The organism is Enterobacter sp. UPMP2052, assembly GCF_053709675.1.
The window spans coordinates 79541-99756 of the sequence record NZ_JBSKJR010000011.1 but is presented as its reverse complement, the minus strand read 5'-3'; the positions used below and the strand labels follow the sequence as shown (position 1 = coordinate 99756).

The window sequence follows — 20216 nt, the reverse complement described above, 5'->3', positions numbered from 1 at the left end:
TTCAGCAGGTCCCCGCAAAACGTCAAAACCGCGGCCCCGGCAACTCAACGGGTGATGGTTTTTTAAAAGCAAAACAGATTCTGAAGGAGGATCAACATGAGCGAGGCGCTGGCGGTTTTACCCGACGACACCTTTACCCGCGAACAGGCTGAGGTCGTTGCGGCGCAGTACACCAACGTGGCAATTGAGGACGATCAGGGTACACATTTTCGTCTGGTCGTTCGTCAGAACGGCGTAATGGTCTGGCGCGCGTGGAATTTTGAAGCGGATGCCGGGAAATGGCTCAACCGTTACATCGAACGTTACGGTATTCGTAAACAGCAGTAAATAAGAAGGTGCCCTGCCGGAGCGCGAACTCCGCAGGGTCGGACAATCATCAATATCCAGTGAGGTATCAACTATGTCAGTAACCGATGTTAAAGCAAAAGCACCCAAAAAAGCGAGCAGCAAAAAAATTACGAAGGCACAGGAGGCTGCCCTGAAGGTCGCCCTTGAGGCCGCTGCGGTCGAGTACGTTCCGCTGTCCGATCTCGTTAAATCCCCGCTGAACGTGCGCACCATCCCCTATTCCGTGGACAGCGTTCGCGGTCTGGCCGACTCCATCGAGACGCTCGGACTGCTGCAGAACCTGATTGTTCACACCCTCGCGGACGGACAATCCGGCGTGGCCGCAGGTGGCCGCCGCCTGACTGCCCTGCAACTGCTGGCGCAGGAAGGGCGTCTCGCTGCTGACCATACCGTTATGGTGAAGCGTGTTTCCGACGACATTGCCGCCCTTGCCTCCGTCGCCGAGAACGAGCAGCGCGCCGCCATGCATCCCGCCGAGCAGATTGCAGGTTTCCGTACGCTGGCAGGGCAGGGCAAAACCCCCGCGCAGATTGGCGACGCGCTCGGCTTCGGCTCCCGTCACGTGCAGCGCATGCTGAAGCTGGCAAACCTCGCCCCGTCCCTGATGGAGAAGCTCGCGCAGGACGAACTGACCGTTGAGCAGTGTCAGGCGCTCTGTCTCGAGGACGATCCTGCCCGTCAGGTTGAGATATTTGAAAGCGTGAAGGCCAGTTGGTCGAACGCGCCCGCACACCTGATTAAACGCGCCATTACCGAAACCGAGATGCGCACCGACAACACCAAATTCCGGTTTATCGGGCGCGAAGCGTATGAGGCGGCTGGGGGTTACGTCCGTGAAGATCTGTTCAGCCAGGACGAGGGCGACGGTACGGCTGACAGTGTGCTGGTTGAGCGTCTGGTGCAGGAAAAGCTGGAGCGTATCGCGCAGGACATTCAGCAGCGGGAGGGCTGGGCATGGAGTCGCGGACGCGCAGCCCGCATCTGGTACCACGGCGAAGACGGTAAGGAGTTCGTGCAGCCTGTTGAACCCGATCCGGTGTACACCCCTGAGCAGCAGCAGCGTCTTGATGCGCTGCGGGAGCAGTACGATACATATGACAGCGTTTGCGACGAGTCGGATGCGATCGAAGCGGACATCCTAGCCATTCAGGCGGCGGCAGAAGCCAGCGCGTGGACTGACGACATGAAGTCAGGCGCGGGAGTGATGGTCAGCCTGTACGAAGGGCAGGTGTATGTGCAGCGCGGTGTGCGCCTGAAAGCGGATATGCCGGAAGAAACCGAAACCAGCAGCGTAACGGTGCCGTTCACCTCGCGCCAGCCCGACGCCGCAGAGGGGATCAACGTTCCGCTGCTCACGAAAATGACCTCCGAGCGTACGCTGGCAGTACAGGCGGCGCTGATGCAGCAGCCAGAAAAGGCGGTGGCGCTGATGGTCTGGCGCATGTGTACCTGCGTATTTTCAGGCTGTCTGAACACGACGCACCCGTTCCGCATCAGCCTGACCGTGTCCCACGGCAGCCTGACGGAGAACGCCCCGTCCGGTAAGGATGGCGCAGCGTTTAACATCCTGATGACCGAACGGGCAAGGCTGAAAGCCCTGCTGCCGGAAGGGTGGGAGAAGGACTTCACCACCTTCTTTGCCCTTGACGGCGGGGTATTGATGTCGCTGATGGCCTTCTGCACGGCCTGTTCCGTTGACGGGGTACAGACCCGCGATATGGGGCACACCTCCCGCAGTACCCTCGATACGGTCGAGGCGGCAATCGGCTTCCACCTGCGGGACTGGTGGCAGCCGACGAAGGACAATTACTTCGGCAGCCTGAAACATCCGCAGATTGTCGCCTCCCTGAAAGAGGCGGGGCTGACGGGCGCGGCGGGTGACGCGGATAAGATGAAGAAGGGCGACGCCGCAGCACATGCGGAGCACTTTATGCAGCACACCCGCTGGGTTCCTGCGTGGCTGAAAGGACCGGAGCCAGCGACTGAATCCGGTGCTGACGACGCTGTTTCCGATACCGACAGCACTGACAACGAGACCACCAACACGGCACACGCCGCCTGATAACGGAGAGCCGCCCTGCGGGGCGGCAATAAGGAGATACCCATGCAAACTGTTCTGACCCCCGATGTGCTGAAGACCATGTCCCCTGACGAGATGGAGGACTGGCGCGACAGCGGCGAGGACTACCGCCGCGAACTGACCCACGCCGTGATGCGTGACCTGTCCTGCCCTGAAAACTGGGACATGAACGGCGAGTACCGCAGCGAGTTCGGCGGGTTCTTCCCCGTACAGATACGCTTTACCCCCTCGCACGGCAATTATCATATTGCGGTGTGCAGTCCCGGTGCCATCAGTCCCGTCTGGATGGTGGTGTTCGTTCCCGCCAGCGGTCGCCCGTTCTCCGTCATTCGTACCCTGAGCGGCTACCAGCCGGAGCTTGTCAGCCACACCGTCAGCCTGACGGCGCGTCTCGATGCGGACGGATACAGTCAGGCCAGCATCATCAGTATTCTGGCAGCGGAGGGGGCAGCATGATACCTGCGAACCTGTCACTGGTTCCCTTCAGCCCCGAGCGCCGCGCCGCGATGGAGGCCATCGCTGAGGTTGAACGCCGGCGGTCGCGCGGCGCGGTGTCCACGATGTATCCGTATGCCAGCGCCTTTTTCCGGCGACTCACGGGCAGCACGCGCATCACTATCAGGGAAATCCATTATTTTGCGCCGGTGCTGACTGCGCGGGAGCTGCGGGGCAGCAGGGACAGCTGGCTCAGTGCCATCGATGCGCTGATTGAAAGCCGCGGGACGTGTTGCTGGCTGCCGCTTCCTGTCGGTGCTGGTCAGCGCCTCTTTCCGGAGGTGGCCTTTCAGCAGACCGAGCGGGTTCGCTGTCAGGACGCGCTGCGGGATGAAAAATACACCCGCCAGCGCCGAAAAGAACAGTGTCAGCGTGAGCGGGCGTACCAGGCGCTGGCGGGGCAGGCGGAGATTGAGCTGGCCTTTCATACCCCGGAAACGGTCAGTAGCTGGAGCGCGCGGTGGTCGGGGACTGAACTGCGCCAGTACGACCTGGAGGAGATGTTCTGGCGCTGGAGTGAGCGCTTTCCTTCCCTGTCGGCTCTGGATCGGGATGAATTTGCCCGCGAACCGCTCTGGAGCATGGTGTTCGAGGCCGGATTGCTGACCGATGAGGCTTCCATTCCCGTACGACAGCTGGAGCACTGGATGGTACCGAACAAGCTGACGTTCCGGGAGGGGACATGAGCAGGAGAGCAAATCCGTACGGGCAGGAGCTGAAAATTGCCCGCAGTCAATGTAAACGCCTGAAGACGATGATAAACAAGCTCACCGATATGTCGGTTGAGTGGGATGGCCTGAGTGGTGGTCTGGAGTGCGACTTCAACATGCTGGCCGAAGAAGTGGAGAAGCAGCTGGACGTACTTGATACGCAGATTACCGACTGGGCTGAGGGATACGGCGACGGCAGGGAGGTGTAGTGATGGCAACAGAACGGAATACGCGGGGGAACATCGTCTGCAGGGAGTGCGGCAGGGCGTTTTCTTTCCTGGCTCCGCATCTGCGTATGACGCATGAGATGTCGGTAAGCGAATATCGCGAGCGCTGGGGTATAGCGAAACATGTCCCGCTTGCCAGTGCCGAACACTCAGCCAGATGCCGGGACAACGTTATCAGACGTATCCGGAGCGGTGAACTGGACCCTGACCTGCAGGTCAGGATGATGGCGGAAGGGTACGCCAGGAAAAAAGACCGAAGCAGCCCCTCAGCACTACAGCAAAAGTCGTCCTCCAGAACGGCGACCATAAACCGGATATGGGAAACCTCCCCTGCCGTGAAAAGGGTCAGCGCAGAGATCCGGCGGGAGGCCGTGCGCAGAATGAAGACCCGCAACGAAACGGGTGAAAAGGTGCGGAGTATTGCCGATGAACTGAACCTGTCCCTGAGCTGTCTGTATCGCTGGCAGGCTGAAGATGGCTGACGACCTGTCGGGATTTTTTTGCACACATGCTTTTCGGATAACATCATTAAATGTCTGCGCAGAATGCCGGTGCTGGACACTTTTCTGGTTAACAGCTTGCTGCTGCGGGTTGATGTGCTGGATAAAAAGCGGTATACGCTGGCGGGTCTGGCTAATGAACTGGCTGTTTTCACCGAAACAGCAGCACACGGGCGTCGTCCCTGACGGGACACGGCTGTCGTGAACAGAGCCAGCAAGCTGTCTCTACCCTCCGGGCGTCCATCCTGACGCAACGTCAACCCCCTGCGCTTGCTGCGTCCGTAAACGGACGCGCCGCTTCACCCTGTCGGCGGTAAAACTGCCGACAGTCCTCTGACGCCCCGTCGTTCCGCCGTGTCGGGTGTGTTCATCCTCTCCTCATACCTCTGGTGAGCCCTCTCCCGTTAAGTCCCCGGGCGGAGGGCTTGTCGTAGCACCGTCGTGTCGTCATCCGAAGGGTGAAATGAACTCCGCCAAAACTTTTTGCGAAGGACCGCAAAAACTTTTGTCTCCGCCCTTCTCCTGCCGCCCCGCCGTTGCTTCTTTGCCCTTTGCCGCCAGGGAACTCACCGAGAGATGGATTAACCACCAGACAGGAGGAAAAGCAGGATGAACACACTGAACGTCAACGTCAAAACCGCCACCAAAGAATCTTCCGAAAGATGGGGTTCAGACCCAGAAGCGCGTCTGGCCTGCGTTATTGCAGAGCAGAAGTCATTCCTGCTGGAGCTGTGTCAGGTCTGGAACCTGCAACTGTCAGAGGACGACGAGGCGGAAGAAGTCTGCAACATCCTGTGTGCCATGAGCAAAAACGTCTGGAACGAGGGTGTGATGGACTGGCATACCGACAAGCCCCTTCTCTCATTCCACATTGTCCAGCCTTGGCTACAGGCTAAGGCTCAGGCGGTGCGGTTATACGGAGAAACAGGACGGGCGGCATGGGCGTATGCAGACAAGAGCCTGAAAGACTGTATGGCCTTTGAATGCGCCATGCTCTGCGAGTAAGCACCCTTAAATGTCAGCCACGGCGGCAGGGGATGCCGCCAGTCACAACGGAGAAACATCATGAACATCAGCAACGGTAACATGAACAGCACATTCAGCTTCGACGCATGGGAGAAAAGCGCGCTCAGCGAGCTTGATACCCTGCAAAACCTCGTCAGTAAAGCCCTCATGAAATACCAGAGCAATACCGACAAAACGGCGCTGGGCGAGTCTGCAAATCGCTATATGGGCGAACTCAGAACCGCTGTAACACGCATCCTGAAAGCCACGCCAGCCATTCAGCAGAAAGTCGATGACATTGCCGACATGCTGCACCTGATGGCGCATTTTTCCGGCATCACGTTCGACGAATAACCACCACGGCGAAACATTAACGCCATTAACCAGAAGGAGATAAATCATGCACTTGAATCTGACCGAATCCAGCGCAGAAGCGGGTATTTACGCGACCAGTGAGGCGGAACGCGAATACTGGCTGAGCCGCGAAAGGTCATACGTAACCGCGCCCGTCGAAATCGACGTTCACGCCTTCCATGATGCACTGGGGCTGATGTACCCGATGAACTGGCGCAGCAGTGAGAATGGCGAGTGTGAAACCTTCATGCTGGCGGAAATGGTCTGCGGCAATGTTACCGAAATCTACGCGCGGATCGGTATCCGTTATTACCGGATGCGTGACTACAGCAACCTTGACCACGCGGAGATTCTGGCACGCGTTAAGGAGGGAGAGCAGCGCCAGAAATGAGAAAAGCAGGCTTTCGCCTGCCTTGACCCGCCGGATTAGACGCCTTGGAACGATTAATCCGGCCTTCACCAAAAGGAACAAACCAATGCAATTCAGTGAAGTTTCGATTGTTACACCGACTGCCCTGTATGTCCAGATCTGCGAGGCGGAAAATCAGCCGCCTAAAAAGCAGGTGCGGATTAAGCGCGGCGAAATCGCACCAGAGGCACTCAGCACAGAAATGCGGGCGCTGGGGAGACATATCGCAAAGTGCCGCAGAAAGGGGCGTGCCGTTCGCATTCCTGCCATGCGCGGAAGCGAGTGGGGGCAGGTGTTACGCACGCTCGAACTGAAGCGGGCATTTAACTGATAACTGAGCCGCTCCTTACGGGGCGGCATTTAAGGAGGAACGATGTCTCAACTCAGTTTTGCCAGCTTCTTTGACCAGGCGAGAGAAGCCGCACCCTTAACACCCGCTAAACCCTTATTGCCCACCGTGAATGCGCAGCCGATACCGCACCGGATGATGACAATCGACCAGGCACGCCGCAAGTTTATCAGCGTGTTCAGGGATACCGCCCGCAGCCTGCGCCGCTGGGAGGTGTTCAGCGACTTTATAACGCTGGCCGCCAGCGAGCTGGATATGGCGCGGATAAGAACGCCGGAGAATATTGAGCAGAGCCGCAAAATCTGCGCGAAGTACAGCGAGAGCGATATCAGCAACCTGCATACGCTTTTCTGCCTGATGGTCTGCGCACTGGAGGCCAAATTCCACGACTTCCTCGGCGCGATCTTCATGGAGCTTGAGCTTGGCGACGACCGCAACGGACAGTATTTCACGCCGTATCACGTCCAGTCACTGCTGGCGAGGCTGCTGATGCCGGACGTCGACGAAACGATACGCCGTGAGGGGTTTGTGACAGTCAGCGATCCGGCAAGCGGTGCGGCGGGAATGATTGTGGCGTATGCGGAATATCTACTGGAGGCGGGCTATAACCCGTCTGAACATATGTTCGGAAGCTGCATTGATATCGATCCTGTTGCGGCCGATATGGCGTTTATTCAGCTTTCCCTGCTGGGTATTCCTGCCGAGGTGGTCACGGGCAATACGCTGACGATGCAGTTAAACAGGGTGCGGTATACGCCGGTGTACTACATCAACAACTTTGGAAAGCGGCTGGACGATCAGCGCCGTATCAGTGCCATGCGCGAATTTTTGCGCGGTATAAATGAAGCTGCATAACCATCCAGAAGGGCAGGGAAGTATCCTGCCTTTGGTGGCATCAAAGGCCGCGCGCCTGCGGCGCAGAACAAGCAGGCTGCGCTGTCGCGCTGCCTGCGTTATTCCGGCGCGAGGTTGTCTGAAGTTCCTGTCTTTTGGTCAGCTGATTACTATTCTTCATTCTCCTGCTGGCGATGGTCTTTATTATTCTGGATATTATCCTTTCTTCTCCGGGCGTCGTCCCTGAAGGGACACGGCTGTCGTGAACGGAGCCGGTAAACCGTCTCCGCCCTTCGGGCGTCCATCCTGACGCAAATTCAAATTCACGCTTGCTGCATCCAGAATGGATGCGCCGCTTTCACCGTGGCGGTAATAAATTACCTCCACTCTGAAGCCCGTAACGGTAATTCGTCTTACGCCGATTTTCCATTACGGGATGTGTGCATTCTCCTGGTGTGACTATCGCCCGATTTCATCAGTTCGCGGAGGGCTGCTTTTAGCATCAGCCAGAAAGGAAATAAAGGGGTATATAAACGCTGCGCGCCCCTTTATTTCCTTTCTGTCAGCTGCTCATTGCCCTTCGCCGCTCAGTGATGAAGTCGAACGATGTAATAACCCAATGAGGAGAAAACCAGAATGCACACATTAAACGTCAAAACCGCCACTCGTGAATCAGCCGAACAATTTAAAATCGATGAACGCCAGCGCTACTCAGTTACAGATGGCGATGAGCGTCTTGATTTTATTCCTGCGCTCTTTTTTACGCCTTATGCTGATAACATGATTGCCAGCTGGTTACTTCAGCATTCAGATTATGATGGCGGTTTCTGGAATTACTGGATTATTCCGCAGGGCACTGGCGGAAACGTGGCTCCGAACTGTGTCAGATTCACCACCGCACAAACAGGATATATCGCACCGGAAGGAGAACAGCGCTATAACATGGTTGTTCCTGGTAATTACTTTGAAGCAGAGGTCAGTGCTGATGCTGCCGGAATTATTGCCACACTGATGATTATGAACTGGTTGTCCTGGCAGGTCGCAGATATGGGGCCTGAATATGCGAAAGTCTGTAAACACCTCGTCGCTCGTCAGGATGCACTGAAAGACTACATCAGTATCATAAAACACCCTGAAGCTCATTTGATTTACCGGGCTATTGATTGACGGGTTAAAGACAGGATGGAAAAAAGACCTCAATACGAGGTCTTTTTTATTGTTTTGAGAGAGTCTGCCCTGAGTCTTTATTCTTCTTTATCGCCCGGTATGTTGCCTCAATTTTTCTGGCATAGACATATCTTCTCTGCGCCTGTTCTTCTGTTTTCCGGAAACCTGCATTATACGCTCCCACGGCCTGCCAGTTGACTCCCCACTTTTTGAATGCAATTGCAAGATAGTAGGCCCCTGTGTAGATATTCATACATGGGTCGGAAATAAGATGCTCCGGTTTTATTCCATAACGAGCCAGTTCGTTAAAATGCTGGGAGTCCACCTGCATAAGTCCTGAGCCATAGCCCGAAACAGGATTGTAGCCTTTAACATCTGTACGGAAGTTCGATTCATTCCAGGATATTGCCCGAAGCAGATCTGGATCTATATGATAATCCCTCCCTGCCAGTTCAAAACAATCAGCAGCGTTCAACATTCCAGAAAAAGCCAGCGTTAAAAACGTAAGAGCAATCCGTTTCATTTCTTCCCTCCGGGCACCATGCCGGAAATACGTTAACCCATCCCAGAACCAGACTCAACTAATATGCACTCCTCACCACCAAAAGCAGCACACCCCACGCAAAATTAAAATTTTGCTGATTGGCTTTCTAAAAGAGTAGGTTAGATAAAAAGTAATGTGAAATAATTTATTTTAATGTGTGTAAACGACTCGGTAGGGAGTTTTATTCGACTCGATAAAAACTCTAATGAGAGTCATTTGTGACTATTTTTAATAAATCCATTGAGTTATGACTACGGCGAGTCTATATTCGACTCGTGAGTTTTTACAGTTTGTGTCGGCATTCGAGTCGTCTGTTTTCCGGCAGAGAGTCTGTGCCGAGTCGTGCATTTTTAGCTTTCCTAAATATTCTGATGTACAAAATTTTGGATGTATAAATAAGGAGAAAGTTATGGCCAGAGTTCAGGTCTATGTAAGCGATGAAGTGTCAGAGAAAATAAGAGTAATCGCTGAAAAACGTCGCGCTGAAGGAGCGAGAGATAAAGATGTAAGTTTTTCGAGTATTGCATCAATGCTGCTCGAACTTGGTCTTCGTGTTTATGAAGCGCAAATGGAAAGAAAAGAGTCTGCCTTTAATCAGGCGCTCTATAATAAAACCATACTTGAAAATGTAATGAAAACTCAATTTATTGTCAGCAAGCTTCTGGCGATGGAGTCGCTGAGTCCGCATCTCGCAGGAAATGAAAAATTTGATTTCAGGGAGATGGTTACGTGTATACGTGAGGACGTGCAACAGATTGTTGGAAACTTCTTTCCGCAGGAGGAAGATTCTCAAGAAAATTAGCTGAAAATATTTGATAAATAGGATTTAGATCTGCTGTTTTTGAGTGACTTTGGCGTCAATGATTGATATATATTATGCAGACATAAGTAAAATTTGATGCCCGCCATTTTGTTTGGCGGGTCGCCGGTACACCGGGCTAGACCCCCGAGTGTACCGACTATACACAGAAACCTGATAAGGAGGCTTCAATGCACCCGCGCGATCCTAGAGATCTCTCCGAACCAAGTCAATCACTAGATGATATTGTTAAGCGTTTTGATGCGCTCTATAAGTACTCACCTTTGCCTTTTTGCATTCGAGATCAATCCAGAAACCCCATATATAAAAATGATGCATATTTAGATTTTTTTCATCCATTATCAAAGTGTTTTTCAGGTGTCAGTTTTGATCCTGATGAAGTTGAGCTTGATTTGTCGACAATTGAGTTGGAGGCCTTTGTTATGGGGCCAGATACAGCTATTTGTAGAACTTTTAATTTTAACGGTGAGTTTTATCAGTTACGTGTTGAAATTCGTATGGTAGATAATGAATTATATGCTTTCTGGTTTATTAATTACTTCCCGGATTATCAAGCTTTATTCAATACTTCGAATAGGCTAAAAAGTGATGAGTTTGATTTTGATGTTTTTTTATCAGGGTTGACTAATAAAAAGATGATTACATTGTGTTTTTCAATTCTTGGTTTTCAACTTCATACGATGGCGCAATATTTAGGTGTCTCTGAAAAAGCAATTTCAAGCAGGCTTTCTAGTGTGAAGAATGAGCTTGCGAAATATTTTACTGATTATGATGACTTCAGATTCTACTGCATGAGAATGGACGTATACAGAAAGGTGAGAATGGTTGTTCTTAAAGTTTTGAATGTTAAATTTATGTAAAAAATATAGTGGAATTTTTCGCGTATTGAATAAATTGTATTCAATGTGTCACTATCCTGACGCAGGAATATGTTGAGAGGGAAAACATGATTAGACGTCACAGGCTTCGTGGCCCAACCGTAACTATGTCGATCTACCTTGACCCACAAACCGATCTTCTTATTTTGAAGGCGAAAGACAGAAGTGGTCGTTCTAAATCAGCTGAAGCGCTGATTCGGTTACGTGACCACCTGGAAAAATTCCCTGATTTCTATAACTCTGAAATGGCGGAGGTGATCCCAAACAATCTTGAACCCAAGTCACAAAACTAGTTTTTAGGATTTTTATTTCAACAAATCTATCCGGTGTAATTAAAGGATTAATGAATATGACTGATGTGTCTGTTATTAACGCTGTACCCGCGACCCCTGCAAAGAAAAAATTCAGCAAAGTCGCGTTACTCAAAGCGCTGAAGTTTGCCCTGCCTGTCGCAGCCATTGCTGCGTTTTTCCCTGAAACGGTTCTGGCCTCGACTGCGGGTAAAGATCTGATGTCCAGCGGCGATGCAACCGTTAAAGGAACATTTGGTAAAGATTCCAGCGTGGTTAAGTGGGTTATTCTTGCCGAAGTCCTGGTTGGGGCCGTGATGTATATGACGACCAAGAACCTCAAGTTCCTGGCGGGCTTTGCGATCCTGTCCGTATTCGTCACTGTAGGTATGTCTGTCGCAGGATACTGATATCCAGAGACAGCCGTTCAGAGCCACTTCCGACTATTAAATTCCGGTTTAATTCTGAATGCCCTTCACGAGCATTCACGGGAGGGCTTTGCCTGTAATCCGGCTGGCAGGTATTTCCATACTGCCAGCTGTACCGGAGACGGAACATATATGGCGAATGAATCTCTCAAAAAATATCGCTTTCCTGAAACCCTGACGAATCAGAGCCGCTGGTTTGGCCTTCCTGTGGATGAACTTATTCCGGCCATTGTCTGCCTGGGGTGGGGATTCTGGACCCTGCATTATATCCCCGGAATTATCGCTGCCGTACTGGCCTATCTCGGAATAAAAAAGCTCAAGAAAGGGCGGGGCAGCTCATGGCTGCGGGACCTGGTCTACTGGTATATGCCGACCTCACTGCTGAGGGGGATATTCCATGATGTACCCGACTCATGCTACCGCCAGTGGATTAAATAGACAGGAATAATCAGATGGAACACGGAGCACGATTAAGTACACAGCGGGTTATTGCCATCGGCTTTATTGCCATGGGGGTGGTTATTCTGGGGAGTATCACCACCAACGTTATTCAGGCCGTCAACAACTACCGCCTTCAGAATGAGCAGAAGTCTATCGTCACGCCAATGCTTTTCAACGCGCCGTTTGCCGTGTCGCAGAATCAGGCGGATGCCTCCTACCTGCAGCAGATGGCCCTGTCGCTTATCGCCCTTCGCCTGAATGTCACCCCGGAAACCGTTGATGCCTCTCATGAGCAGCTGCTGGCCTATGTCAAACCCGCGGCGCAGAACGAGCTGAAAATCAGGCTTGCCGAGGATGCGCAGCGCATTAAGGACAACAACGTCAACTCGTCTTTCTATATGACCAGCGTGAAGGTTTATCCGGCAAGCAGCCGCGTGGACGTGCGCGGTCAGCTGAAAACCTGGATAGGCGACTCGAAACCGTATCCCGAGCTGAAACAGTACGTTCTTAAATTTGAGCGCGAGGACGGCATCAGCTGGCTCAGCCACTTCGGAGAAATCACCGATGAACAAAAATAGTCGCCGTGCGCTGCTTGCGTTGATGATGCTCGCTTCCGGTCAGACGGTCGCCGCACCCACTGCGCTTTCCGCCACGATTGTTCCGCTGACGAACGGCGGGCAGGCCAGCATCGCGGTCAGCAACACCGACCCGAACCTCTTTACGGTCGCAGGTGACCGCGTGACGGCCCTGACCAGCCTCGACGGTGAGCTGACGCGGCAGGAGCAGACGGCAAGCGGCGGTGTGATTGTCAGCACCCTCAACAAAAAGCCCTTCACGTTCATTCTGGAAACCGAACGCGGCCTCAACTTCTCGGTACAGGCCGTGCCACGTGCGGGCGCGGGGCGAACCATCCGGCTGGTCAGCGAGCTGTCCGGTACGGGCGAAGCGGCGCGCACCTGGGAGGAGTCTTCTCCCTATGAGGCCACGCTGGTTTCCCTGAGCCAGCATCTGCTTGGCGGGAAGCTGCCGTCCGGCTGGCAGGCTATTCCCGTCACGCATGAAGCCCTCGTCGCGCCCGCCGGACTTTCTGCAGTCCCGGAGCGCGTCTGGGTGGGCAATCACCTTAAGGTGGTGCGCTTTCGCGTCACCAACAATACCGGGATGGCCCGTAACATCGCGGAAAGCGACTTCTGGCAGAGCGGTATTCGCGGGGTGCTGTTCGGTGAAGCCTCGCGTCAGCTGATGGCGGGCGGTGCCCTGCAGGTCTTCATTATCAGCAGCGGAGGTGCGGCTGATGGCCAGCATTAATTCAGTGGTGAAGCGCAAGCAGTTTATCTGGCTGGGTATTGTGCTGGCGACCGTGGGTGTGGTGGGCGGCGGCGGCTGGTATCTGGCGGATGCGCGTTACGAGGGGAGCAGCGATGCGGCAGCAGCCGACGAGCCTGCGCCCGATATGACCGGTGTGGTGGACAGCACCTTTGACCAGAAGGTACAGCAGCATGCCACGACCGAGATGCAGGCTACCGCCTCCGAAATGCAGAAGCAGTATGCCGAAATGCGCCGCGAGCTTGAGCTGCTCAGTAAGGGGCAGGCAGGCTACCAGCACCAGATAGACAAGCTTAACCAGGACAACGCGGCGCTTTCCGCTCAGGTCAGCGCGCTGGGGGCAAAACCCGTCACCGCATCGGGTGAGCCGGCACCGCAGCCGCCGTCTCCTGCACCGGGTCCTGAGGGTGAGCCGCAGCCGACCGGTTTCCCGCCGCAGACGGGGGCCGTCCCGCCGCCGACGGCGTTCTACCCGGGTAACGGCGTCACGCCGCCGGCGCAGGTGCAGTACCAGCCCATCCCCGTGCCCAACCAGCTGCGCCGGCAGTCTTTTGCCCGCAGCGACGAGAGCAAAGGTCCGTCCCTGCCGTACATCCCGTCAGGCAGCTTCGCCAAATCGATGCTGATTGAGGGGGCTGACGCCAACGCTTCCGTAACCGGTAATGAGTCCACGGTGCCGATGCAGCTGCGCATTACCGGCAGGGTGGAAATGCCCAACAGCAAAAGCTACGACCTCACCGGCTGCTTCATCGGGCTTGAAGCCTGGGGCGACGTGTCCAGCGAGCGCGCCATCGTGCGTACCCGCAACATCAGCTGCCTGAAGCACGGCGTCACCATCGACCAGCCCATTGCCGGACACGTCAGCTTCCGGGGGAAAAACGGCATCAAGGGCGAGGTGGTGATGCGAAACGGCAAAATCCTCGGCTGGGCATGGGGCGCTGGTTTTGTTGACGGCATCGGTCAGGGCGTGCAGACCGCGTCCCAGCCCTCGGTCGGACTCGGCGCTACGGCATCCCTCGGCGCGGGTGACGTGATGAAGATGGGGATTGGCGGTGGTGCCTCCAAAGCCGCCCAGACTCTCAGCGACTACTACATCAAGCGCGCAGAGCAGTACCACCCCGTCATCCCGATTGGGGCGGGTAACGAAGTGACCGTTGTCTTTCAGGACGGTTTTCAGCTGAAAACCATTGAAGAGCTGGCGCACGAGAATGACAGAAGCAAGGCGGAGGGCGACGAACGCAGTCCGGTTCCGCCACCGTCAGTCCCGCAGGGCGGCATGAATGGGTTCAGTACCGACCAGATGCTCAACCAGCTGGGCAGACTTAACCAGAGCCAGTTTATGCCGAAGGCCGACTCACAGTAACCCCACGTAAAGGAACCGCAAATGAACAAGACAGTGCCTGTTGCGCTCACGCTGGCCAGTCTCCTGACGCTGTCGGGATGTGCCGGTACAACGAGCGATTTTGAGTGTAACGCGACGACATCCGATACCTGCATGACCATCGAGCAGGCCAATGAGAAAGCCAAACGACTGGAGGAGGCCAGCGCGGTAAAGCCGGGGGCGACATCGCTGCCACGCCTGGCTGAGGGTAATTTCCGGACCCAGTCCGTGCAGCCCCTTACGCTGGCGGCTGAACCGGTGCATGCCGTCGCATCCAGAAATACACCGCTGGCGGGTACACCGACTCTCCCCCGCCCGCAGCCGCATTCGGCCTCGCGGGCGCCGCTCTCCACGGTCACGCCGGTTGTTGCGCCTCCGCCAGGGCGCGAGTCCATCGTGGACCCGAGGCCGCTTCGCGTCGGTGAAAAGACGGCCGGGCTGTGGATCGCGCCCTATATCGATACGCAGGACGTTTATCACCAGCCGACGCGGGTGTTTTTTGTTGTGAAACCGTCAGCGTGGGGAGCCCCGCGCGTTAACTGAGTCCTGAACCGCCACCGCGTGTGGCACCCATTTTAACAATCTGTCGTTATCACGCGTGCCCTGAAACGTGAAAAGGGATGGGCGGTAGCGTGTCCGGACAGTGTGAGCAGGGAGCGTTGATGGCAGACGAACTCGATCTCCTGCAGCAGCAGGACGAATTGCTGAACCAGCTTCATATACAGGCCGCGAGGCAGCGGTCCTGCCTGCAGGGAAAAAGCCGCAACCGGTGCGAATGCTGTGGTAATCGCATCCCCCTCAGGCGGCAGCAGGCCATCCCGGGCGTGCAGACCTGTACGGAATGCCAGCGGGCTTTTGAAATACGACAAAAACAGTATCTGAGGTGACCGATGAGTAAAGCAATCACTGAGCAGGGCAATTTTATGGTCCCGGGCTGTACGGGAAGCGGTAAGACGGTTTTCTGCGCTCAGATGGTACAGGCGCTTCTGTCAGGACAGCGTTCTGACGGCGGGCGCAAAGGCATTGAGAAAAATGACAACGATTCAGGAGAGCGCCATGACAACCAGGGATAACGGTGGTCCGGGGAAAACCCGTCACCTTAACGATATCGCGGCCAGCTGCGAGGCGCTGGGGATGCGTGTCATCTGTGTTAATGCCGCAGAACGCGACTTCTGGCTGTCAGCGTCTCAGCAGTGTGCTACCGCCCTCGACGGGAAGGCAGGGATTTTTCAACACATAATGCAACGGCAGCGTGGGCACTGTCTGTTCCTGGGTAAAGCAGGTTCAGGTATGAGCGTAACAAAACAGCAGATGACCCGGATTTTTCTGGCGAAATCTGACGTCAGCCAGATTAAGGCGCTGTACAGCGATGAGGACGGGGAGAGGCTGGCGGAGGCTATCAGAAACAACTGCAGCGTCTGGTTTCCGCTGAATCCCGGAGGTAACGGGAATGATGCTTAAGTTTCTGTCCGTTCTGCTGTATTGCCTTCGATGGCTTGCCTGGGCTTTTCACTATCTGATTGTCTGGCCTGCCGCCACGCTGATGCTGCTGGTTGCCATGCTTTTGTGGATGGAGAACACCACGCCCGGAGAGGCGATGGCGCAGGAGATTATGTCCGTCACGCACAGCGTCAGCAGTGGCGAGTTCCGTATTGCCGCCTGCCTTGATGAACCTTTACAACCCGTTATACCGGCTACCCCGCCGGACAAGCCTGTGCAGATTTTTGCAGGTGGCCCTTCTGCCGTTTGCCAGGACAGAGGCAGCGACATCACCGATGCTAAAGGATATGCCGCTCATGTTGACGGGGCGCTGAGTCCGCTTAAGTTGTTGTGGATTGTGATGGCCATTGTGTTTTCAGGGGCGGCGCTGCTTATGGGATGTCGTCCGTATTTCTGCCTGTACGGTCAGATGCGCTCAGCGCGTTTTCGCTACGGTATCCCCGCCAGCCGCCCGGCCCCTGCGACGGAAGCGGTAAAAACGGCCGACAATAAAAAGGAGGGGGATCATGAGTAATCCGCTGGACTCCGTCACCCGCACGGTCAACTCGCTGCTGACGGCGCTGAAGATGCCCGATGCGTCCTCTGAGGCGAACGATGTCCTCGGGCAGATGCGCTTCCCGCAGTTCAGCCGCGTGCTGCCGTACCGCGACTACGATGCGGAAACCGGCCTCTTCATGAACGAGAAGACGATGGGCTTTATGCTGGAAGCGCAGCCCATCAACGGCGCAAACGAAACTATCGTGTCGTCGCTGGAAAACCTGATGCGCACCAAGCTGCCCCGCGAAGTGCCGGTGGCCGTTCACCTGGTGTCCAGCCATCTGGTGGGTCAGGATATCGAGTATGGCCTGCGCGAGCTCTCCTGGACGGGGGAAAAGGCCGATACGTTCAACGCCATCACTCGAGCCTACTATCTCAGGGCCGCAGAAGAAGGGTTCCCGCTGCCCGATCACCTCAACCTGCCGCTGACCCTGCGTAACTACCGGGTGTACATCTCCTGCTGCGTCCCCCGCAAGCGCGGAAGTAAGGCCAGCGTGATGGAGATGGAAAACCAGGTCAAAATCATCCGCGCCTCGCTGCAGGGGGCGCAGATAGCCACCCGCAGCGTGGACGCGGATGCCTTTATCCGCATTGCGGGTGAAATGATTAACCACAACCCGGATGCGCTGTATCCCACCGAACGGGAGCTGGACCCGCTCAAGGATCTGAACTACCAGTGCGTGGACGATACCTTTGACCTGAAGGTGAAGGCCGACCACATGACGCTGGGGCTGCGCGGTAACGGTCGCAACAGCACCGCGCGCATCATGAACTTTCAGCTGACCAAAAATCCGGAACTGGCCTTCCTCTGGAATATGGCCGACAACTACAGCAACCTTCTCAACCCGGAACTGTCCGTTTCGTGCCCGTTTATCCTGACGCTCGTCCTCAGCGTGGAAGACCAGGTGAAGGCGCAGAACGAGGCCAACCTGAAGTTCATGGATCTTGAGAAGAAGTCCAAGACCAGCTACGCCAAGTTCTTCCCGGGCGTGGCGCAGGAGGCGAAAGAGTGGGGCGATCTGCGCCAGCGCCTGTCGTCCGGGCAGTCCTCGCTGGTGAGCTATTTTCTGAACGTGACCCTCTTCTGCCGCGATGACCAGGAAACCGCGCTGAAGGTCGAGCAGGACGTGCTGAACAGCTTCCGTAAAAATGGCTTCGAGCTGATTTCCCCGCGCTTTAACCATATGCGCAACTTTCTCGTGAACCTGCCGTTTATGGCGGGCGGCGGCCTCTTTAAACAGCTGCGCGAGTCCGGCGTGGTACAGCGTGCCGAGAGCTTTAACGTCGCCAATCTGATGCCGGTGGTGGCGGACAGCCCGCTGGCCACTTCCGGCCTGCTGGCTCCGACCTACCGCAACCAGCTGGCGTTTATCGACCTGTTCAGCCGCGGCATGGGTAACACCAACTTCAATATGGCGGTCTGCGGGACCTCCGGTGCCGGGAAAACCGGGCTTATCCAGCCCCTGATACGCAGCGTCATCGACTCCGGCGGCTTCGCCGTGGTGTTCGACATGGGAGACGGCTACAAGTCCCTGTGCGAGAACATGGGCGGGGTCTACCTCGACGGCGAGACGCTGAAGTTTAACCCGTTCGCTAACGTTACTGACGATACCATCGATGAGATGGCCGAACGCCTGCGGGACCAGCTGTCCGTGATGGCCAGCCCCAACGGCAACCTGGACGAGGTGCACGAAGGTCTGCTGCTTAAGGCGGTGAAGGCCACCTGGCTTACGAAGAAAAACCAGGCGCGCATTGACGACGTGGTGGACTACCTGATGATGGCCCGTGACAGCGAAGAATACAGCGGATCGCCGACCATCCGCAGCCGCCTCGATGAGATGGTGGTGCTGCTGACTCAGTACACCCGCGACGGGGTGTACGGCAGCTACTTCAACTCCGACGAGCCGTCCCTGAAGGACGAAGCCCGGATGGTGGTGCTTGAGCTCGGCGGACTGGAGGACAGGCCGTCCCTCCTGGTGGCGGTGATGTTCTCGCTCATTCTCTACATTGAGAACCGCATGTACCGCACGCCGCGCAGCCTGAAGAAGCTTAACGTGATAGACGAAGGCTGGCGCCTGCTGGACTTCAAGAACAACAAGGTCGGGGCGTTTATCGAGAAGGGCTACCGTACCGCCCGCCGCCATACCGGTTCGTACATCACCATTACGCAGAACATCGTCGACTTTGACTCGGAAACAGCTTCCAGCGCCGCCCGCGCGGCATGGGGTAACTCGTCCTACAAAATTATCCTCAAGCAGTCGGCTAAAGAGTTCGCCAAGTACAACCAGCTGTACCCGGACCAGTATTCGCAGCTGCAGCGCGACATGATTAAAGGTTTCGGCAGCGCGAAGGACAACTGGTTCAGCAGCTTTATGCTGTCGGTTGAGCACCTGACGTCCTGGCATCGCCTGTTCGTCGATCCGCTCAGCCGGGCAATGTACTCCTCGGACGGTCCGGACTTTGAGTTTCTGCAGCAGCGACGCCGGGAGGGGCTGAGTATTCACGAAGCCGTCTGGGAGCTGGCGTGGAAAAAATCCGGGCCGGAAATGGCCGCGCTGGAGCGCTGGCTTCACGAGCATGAAGGGAAGACCATCTCATGAAAAAACACGTACTCATTAACGCCGCGCTGATTGCCGGCACGCTGGCTGCTAGCGCAGGCGTCAGCTGGCTGGTCTGCCAGCTGAACCGTCCTGTGGTTGTGGCCTTCAACATGAAATCCACGGTGGATGCCTTCTTTGACAGCGCCGGTCGCCGTTCGCTGGACGAGGCGCAGACGAAAGCACTCTCAGACCGCTTTAACGCGTCACTGGAGGCCAGCCTCCGGGACTGGCAGATCCGCCATCGTGCCCTCATCCTTGTCGCACCTGCCGTGGTGCAGGGGGCACCGGATATTACCCGGGAGATACAGCAGGACGTTGCCCGGCGCATGAAGGCGGGCTCATGAAAACCACCCTTGCCCTGAGCCTGACGCTGCTGACCGGCAGCGTGACGGCCGCTGACCTCGGGACGTGGGGCGATCTCTGGCCGGTGGCGGAGCCGGATATGCTGACCGTTATCGAAAGCCGGCTGCAGGCGCTGTCGCAGTCCGGCGAGATGGACAAAAAAATGGCGGAGTTTAAGGCGCGCGTGGTGCGCAACAGCCAGCGTCCGCCTGCCGTTGAGGGAATAACCCGCGCGGTGCGCTACGAGCGGCGCTGGTTTGACCCGAGCGTGCGGGTGGACAAGGCGCTTGCCGACGAGAAGGGCAATGTGTTTGCTCAGGCGGGGCAGGACTTTAATCCTCTTGATGTGGTGCCGTTCAACGAAACGCTGCTGTTTATCAACGGCGACGATGCGGATCAGCTCGCGTGGGTACAGCGACAGAAGCCTGACACCCTGATCACCCGCATTATTCTGGTGCAGGGCAATATTCCGCAGACGTCGGAGGCGCTCGACAGCCGCATTTTCTTCGACCAGAACGGGGTGCTGACCGCCCGGTTCGGCATAAGCCAGGTGCCGGCGCGGGTGACAGCGGCACCCAGCGGAAAGCGCCTGCAGGTGGAAATCATTCCGCCCGATATGGCGCAGCATGACGCAGGAGGTGCCCGGTGAAA

At 55.9% G+C, this 20216-nt stretch carries 31 protein-coding genes; 29 read left to right on the top strand and 2 right to left on the bottom strand.

From position 1 onward, the window contains the following. Positions 1–96 precede the first annotated feature (96 nt). From ACWKX3_RS20470 to ACWKX3_RS20415, 12 genes are all read left to right on the top strand, one after another. Positions 97–327 (top strand): DUF905 domain-containing protein, encoded by a 231-nt coding sequence (locus tag ACWKX3_RS20470; RefSeq protein ID WP_008324190.1) that lies wholly within the window; start codon positions 97–99, stop codon positions 325–327. Between the two features lie 73 nt (positions 328–400). Beyond that, positions 401–2410, top strand: a complete 2010-nt coding sequence (locus ACWKX3_RS20465) for a ParB/RepB/Spo0J family partition protein (protein WP_454542344.1) — start codon at positions 401–403, stop codon at positions 2408–2410. Positions 2411–2452: 42 nt separating this feature from the next. Beyond that, positions 2453–2884: a conjugation system SOS inhibitor PsiB gene (psiB, locus tag ACWKX3_RS20460; RefSeq protein ID WP_096968534.1), complete on the top strand. Its 432-nt coding sequence runs from the start codon at positions 2453–2455 to the stop codon at positions 2882–2884. Then, a complete protein-coding gene (locus tag ACWKX3_RS20455) occupies positions 2881–3609 on the top strand; it encodes a plasmid SOS inhibition protein A (RefSeq protein WP_454542343.1) in 729 nt (242 codons plus the stop codon). Before psiB ends, ACWKX3_RS20455 begins: the two co-directional genes overlap by 4 nt. Further along, positions 3606–3842 carry a hypothetical protein gene (locus ACWKX3_RS20450; RefSeq protein ID WP_454542342.1) on the top strand — a complete coding sequence of 79 codons (237 nt, stop codon included), beginning with the start codon at positions 3606–3608 and terminating at the stop codon, positions 3840–3842. The genes ACWKX3_RS20455 and ACWKX3_RS20450 overlap by 4 nt, the downstream gene beginning before the upstream one ends. Before the next feature lie 2 nt (positions 3843–3844). Further along, the gene (locus ACWKX3_RS20445; protein WP_200114527.1) at positions 3845–4342 is read left to right on the top strand and encodes a MucR family transcriptional regulator; all 498 of its coding nucleotides are present in this window, start codon (positions 3845–3847) and stop codon (positions 4340–4342) included. A gap of 69 nt (positions 4343–4411) precedes the next feature. After that, positions 4412–4546, top strand: coding sequence for a hypothetical protein (locus tag ACWKX3_RS20440; protein WP_454542341.1), 135 nt, complete (start codon positions 4412–4414; stop codon positions 4544–4546). 423 nt (positions 4547–4969) lie between these two features. Continuing rightward, positions 4970–5365, top strand: a complete 396-nt coding sequence (locus ACWKX3_RS20435) for an ammonia monooxygenase (RefSeq protein WP_454542340.1) — start codon at positions 4970–4972, stop codon at positions 5363–5365. 60 nt (positions 5366–5425) lie between these two features. Next, positions 5426–5719 (top strand): hypothetical protein, encoded by a 294-nt coding sequence (locus ACWKX3_RS20430; protein WP_454542339.1) that lies wholly within the window; start codon positions 5426–5428, stop codon positions 5717–5719. A gap of 46 nt (positions 5720–5765) precedes the next feature. Then, positions 5766–6110: a hypothetical protein gene (locus ACWKX3_RS20425; RefSeq protein ID WP_454542338.1), complete on the top strand. Its 345-nt coding sequence runs from the start codon at positions 5766–5768 to the stop codon at positions 6108–6110. A gap of 85 nt (positions 6111–6195) precedes the next feature. Next, positions 6196–6459, top strand: coding sequence for a hypothetical protein (locus ACWKX3_RS20420; protein WP_454542337.1), 264 nt, complete (start codon positions 6196–6198; stop codon positions 6457–6459). Between the two features lie 156 nt (positions 6460–6615). Beyond that, complete coding sequence (locus tag ACWKX3_RS20415; protein ID WP_454542359.1) at positions 6616–7332, top strand: N-6 DNA methylase; 717 nt, start codon at positions 6616–6618, stop codon at positions 7330–7332. 195 nt (positions 7333–7527) lie between these two features. Here ACWKX3_RS20415 and ACWKX3_RS20410 read toward each other — a convergent pair whose 3' ends face one another. After that, positions 7528–7698, bottom strand: coding sequence for a hypothetical protein (locus ACWKX3_RS20410; protein WP_165586833.1), 171 nt, complete (start codon positions 7696–7698; stop codon positions 7528–7530). A gap of 249 nt (positions 7699–7947) precedes the next feature. On the opposite strand from ACWKX3_RS20410, the gene ACWKX3_RS20405 reads away from it, so the two are divergent. Then, positions 7948–8478: an antirestriction protein gene (locus ACWKX3_RS20405; RefSeq protein WP_454542336.1), complete on the top strand. Its 531-nt coding sequence runs from the start codon at positions 7948–7950 to the stop codon at positions 8476–8478. A gap of 46 nt (positions 8479–8524) precedes the next feature. Here the strand turns inward: ACWKX3_RS20405 and ACWKX3_RS20400 are convergent, their stop codons facing one another. Next, a complete protein-coding gene (locus tag ACWKX3_RS20400) occupies positions 8525–9001 on the bottom strand; it encodes a transglycosylase SLT domain-containing protein (RefSeq protein ID WP_273908413.1) in 477 nt (158 codons plus the stop codon). A gap of 430 nt (positions 9002–9431) precedes the next feature. Between ACWKX3_RS20400 and traM the strand changes: the two genes are divergently transcribed. The 16 genes from traM to traW all read left to right on the top strand — a co-directional run bounded on the left by traM (position 9432) and on the right by traW (position 20214). After that, positions 9432–9824 (top strand): conjugal transfer relaxosome DNA-binding protein TraM, encoded by a 393-nt coding sequence (gene traM / locus ACWKX3_RS20395; RefSeq protein WP_454542335.1) that lies wholly within the window; start codon positions 9432–9434, stop codon positions 9822–9824. 188 nt (positions 9825–10012) lie between these two features. Then, positions 10013–10702 carry a PAS fold family protein gene (locus ACWKX3_RS20390; protein ID WP_454542334.1) on the top strand — a complete coding sequence of 230 codons (690 nt, stop codon included), beginning with the start codon at positions 10013–10015 and terminating at the stop codon, positions 10700–10702. An 86-nt stretch (positions 10703–10788) separates the two neighbouring features. Continuing rightward, entirely contained in the window at positions 10789–11013 is a 225-nt protein-coding gene (locus ACWKX3_RS20385) for a TraY domain-containing protein (RefSeq protein WP_008324165.1), read from the top strand. Positions 11014–11069: 56 nt separating this feature from the next. After that, a complete protein-coding gene (gene traA / locus ACWKX3_RS20380) occupies positions 11070–11420 on the top strand; it encodes a type IV conjugative transfer system pilin TraA (protein ID WP_090393214.1) in 351 nt (116 codons plus the stop codon). A 150-nt stretch (positions 11421–11570) separates the two neighbouring features. After that, positions 11571–11876 carry a type IV conjugative transfer system protein TraL gene (gene traL / locus ACWKX3_RS20375; protein WP_454542333.1) on the top strand — a complete coding sequence of 102 codons (306 nt, stop codon included), beginning with the start codon at positions 11571–11573 and terminating at the stop codon, positions 11874–11876. Positions 11877–11890: 14 nt separating this feature from the next. Further along, on the top strand, positions 11891–12457 hold the full coding sequence (gene traE / locus ACWKX3_RS20370) for a type IV conjugative transfer system protein TraE (protein WP_454542332.1): 567 nt from the start codon (positions 11891–11893) through the stop codon (positions 12455–12457). After that, entirely contained in the window at positions 12444–13187 is a 744-nt protein-coding gene (traK, locus tag ACWKX3_RS20365) for a type-F conjugative transfer system secretin TraK (RefSeq protein WP_259143129.1), read from the top strand. The genes traE and traK overlap by 14 nt, the downstream gene beginning before the upstream one ends. Continuing rightward, entirely contained in the window at positions 13174–14568 is a 1395-nt protein-coding gene (traB, locus tag ACWKX3_RS20360) for an F-type conjugal transfer pilus assembly protein TraB (RefSeq protein WP_090393208.1), read from the top strand. Before traK ends, traB begins: the two co-directional genes overlap by 14 nt. Positions 14569–14589: 21 nt before the next feature. Beyond that, entirely contained in the window at positions 14590–15129 is a 540-nt protein-coding gene (traV, locus tag ACWKX3_RS20355; protein ID WP_454542331.1) for a type IV conjugative transfer system lipoprotein TraV, read from the top strand. A gap of 119 nt (positions 15130–15248) precedes the next feature. After that, positions 15249–15473 (top strand): TraR/DksA C4-type zinc finger protein, encoded by a 225-nt coding sequence (locus ACWKX3_RS20350; protein ID WP_454542330.1) that lies wholly within the window; start codon positions 15249–15251, stop codon positions 15471–15473. Between the two features lie 3 nt (positions 15474–15476). Continuing rightward, on the top strand, positions 15477–15659 hold the full coding sequence (locus ACWKX3_RS20345; protein WP_337258545.1) for a hypothetical protein: 183 nt from the start codon (positions 15477–15479) through the stop codon (positions 15657–15659). Continuing rightward, positions 15643–16047, top strand: a complete 405-nt coding sequence (locus tag ACWKX3_RS20340; RefSeq protein ID WP_454542329.1) for a hypothetical protein — start codon at positions 15643–15645, stop codon at positions 16045–16047. The genes ACWKX3_RS20345 and ACWKX3_RS20340 overlap by 17 nt, the downstream gene beginning before the upstream one ends. After that, positions 16037–16600 (top strand): conjugal transfer pilus-stabilizing protein TraP, encoded by a 564-nt coding sequence (gene traP, locus ACWKX3_RS20335; protein WP_280030571.1) that lies wholly within the window; start codon positions 16037–16039, stop codon positions 16598–16600. The genes ACWKX3_RS20340 and traP overlap by 11 nt, the downstream gene beginning before the upstream one ends. Then, positions 16593–19223: a type IV secretion system protein TraC gene (gene traC / locus ACWKX3_RS20330; protein WP_454542328.1), complete on the top strand. Its 2631-nt coding sequence runs from the start codon at positions 16593–16595 to the stop codon at positions 19221–19223. The genes traP and traC overlap by 8 nt, the downstream gene beginning before the upstream one ends. Continuing rightward, a complete protein-coding gene (trbI, locus tag ACWKX3_RS20325) occupies positions 19220–19567 on the top strand; it encodes a type-F conjugative transfer system protein TrbI (protein ID WP_454542327.1) in 348 nt (115 codons plus the stop codon). Before traC ends, trbI begins: the two co-directional genes overlap by 4 nt. Continuing rightward, positions 19564–20214, top strand: a complete 651-nt coding sequence (gene traW, locus ACWKX3_RS20320; protein WP_454542326.1) for a type-F conjugative transfer system protein TraW — start codon at positions 19564–19566, stop codon at positions 20212–20214. Before trbI ends, traW begins: the two co-directional genes overlap by 4 nt. Positions 20215–20216: the final 2 nt, after the last annotated feature.

Bases quoted from the DNA above. Each gene is read 5' to 3' on its own strand.
- ACWKX3_RS20470 (WP_008324190.1), top strand. From the start codon at position 97: ATGAGCGAGGCGCTGGCGGTTTTACCCGACGACACCTTTACCCGCGAA.
- ACWKX3_RS20465 (WP_454542344.1), top strand. From the start codon at position 401: ATGTCAGTAACCGATGTTAAAGCAAAAGCACCCAAAAAAGCGAGCAGC.
- psiB (WP_096968534.1), top strand. From the start codon at position 2,453: ATGCAAACTGTTCTGACCCCCGATGTGCTGAAGACCATGTCCCCTGAC.
- ACWKX3_RS20455 (WP_454542343.1), top strand. From the start codon at position 2,881: ATGATACCTGCGAACCTGTCACTGGTTCCCTTCAGCCCCGAGCGCCGC.
- ACWKX3_RS20450 (WP_454542342.1), top strand. From the start codon at position 3,606: ATGAGCAGGAGAGCAAATCCGTACGGGCAGGAGCTGAAAATTGCCCGC.
- ACWKX3_RS20445 (WP_200114527.1), top strand. From the start codon at position 3,845: ATGGCAACAGAACGGAATACGCGGGGGAACATCGTCTGCAGGGAGTGC.
- ACWKX3_RS20435 (WP_454542340.1), top strand. From the start codon at position 4,970: ATGAACACACTGAACGTCAACGTCAAAACCGCCACCAAAGAATCTTCC.
- ACWKX3_RS20430 (WP_454542339.1), top strand. From the start codon at position 5,426: ATGAACATCAGCAACGGTAACATGAACAGCACATTCAGCTTCGACGCA.
- ACWKX3_RS20425 (WP_454542338.1), top strand. From the start codon at position 5,766: ATGCACTTGAATCTGACCGAATCCAGCGCAGAAGCGGGTATTTACGCG.
- ACWKX3_RS20420 (WP_454542337.1), top strand. From the start codon at position 6,196: ATGCAATTCAGTGAAGTTTCGATTGTTACACCGACTGCCCTGTATGTC.
- ACWKX3_RS20415 (WP_454542359.1), top strand. From the start codon at position 6,616: ATGACAATCGACCAGGCACGCCGCAAGTTTATCAGCGTGTTCAGGGAT.
- ACWKX3_RS20405 (WP_454542336.1), top strand. From the start codon at position 7,948: ATGCACACATTAAACGTCAAAACCGCCACTCGTGAATCAGCCGAACAA.
- ACWKX3_RS20400 (WP_273908413.1), bottom strand. From the start codon at position 9,001: ATGAAACGGATTGCTCTTACGTTTTTAACGCTGGCTTTTTCTGGAATG.
- traM (WP_454542335.1), top strand. From the start codon at position 9,432: ATGGCCAGAGTTCAGGTCTATGTAAGCGATGAAGTGTCAGAGAAAATA.
- ACWKX3_RS20390 (WP_454542334.1), top strand. From the start codon at position 10,013: ATGCACCCGCGCGATCCTAGAGATCTCTCCGAACCAAGTCAATCACTA.
- ACWKX3_RS20385 (WP_008324165.1), top strand. From the start codon at position 10,789: ATGATTAGACGTCACAGGCTTCGTGGCCCAACCGTAACTATGTCGATC.
- traA (WP_090393214.1), top strand. From the start codon at position 11,070: ATGACTGATGTGTCTGTTATTAACGCTGTACCCGCGACCCCTGCAAAG.
- traL (WP_454542333.1), top strand. From the start codon at position 11,571: ATGGCGAATGAATCTCTCAAAAAATATCGCTTTCCTGAAACCCTGACG.
- traE (WP_454542332.1), top strand. From the start codon at position 11,891: ATGGAACACGGAGCACGATTAAGTACACAGCGGGTTATTGCCATCGGC.
- traK (WP_259143129.1), top strand. From the start codon at position 12,444: ATGAACAAAAATAGTCGCCGTGCGCTGCTTGCGTTGATGATGCTCGCT.
- traB (WP_090393208.1), top strand. From the start codon at position 13,174: ATGGCCAGCATTAATTCAGTGGTGAAGCGCAAGCAGTTTATCTGGCTG.
- traV (WP_454542331.1), top strand. From the start codon at position 14,590: ATGAACAAGACAGTGCCTGTTGCGCTCACGCTGGCCAGTCTCCTGACG.
- ACWKX3_RS20350 (WP_454542330.1), top strand. From the start codon at position 15,249: ATGGCAGACGAACTCGATCTCCTGCAGCAGCAGGACGAATTGCTGAAC.
- ACWKX3_RS20345 (WP_337258545.1), top strand. From the start codon at position 15,477: ATGAGTAAAGCAATCACTGAGCAGGGCAATTTTATGGTCCCGGGCTGT.
- ACWKX3_RS20340 (WP_454542329.1), top strand. From the start codon at position 15,643: ATGACAACCAGGGATAACGGTGGTCCGGGGAAAACCCGTCACCTTAAC.
- traP (WP_280030571.1), top strand. From the start codon at position 16,037: ATGATGCTTAAGTTTCTGTCCGTTCTGCTGTATTGCCTTCGATGGCTT.
- traC (WP_454542328.1), top strand. From the start codon at position 16,593: ATGAGTAATCCGCTGGACTCCGTCACCCGCACGGTCAACTCGCTGCTG.
- trbI (WP_454542327.1), top strand. From the start codon at position 19,220: ATGAAAAAACACGTACTCATTAACGCCGCGCTGATTGCCGGCACGCTG.
- traW (WP_454542326.1), top strand. From the start codon at position 19,564: ATGAAAACCACCCTTGCCCTGAGCCTGACGCTGCTGACCGGCAGCGTG.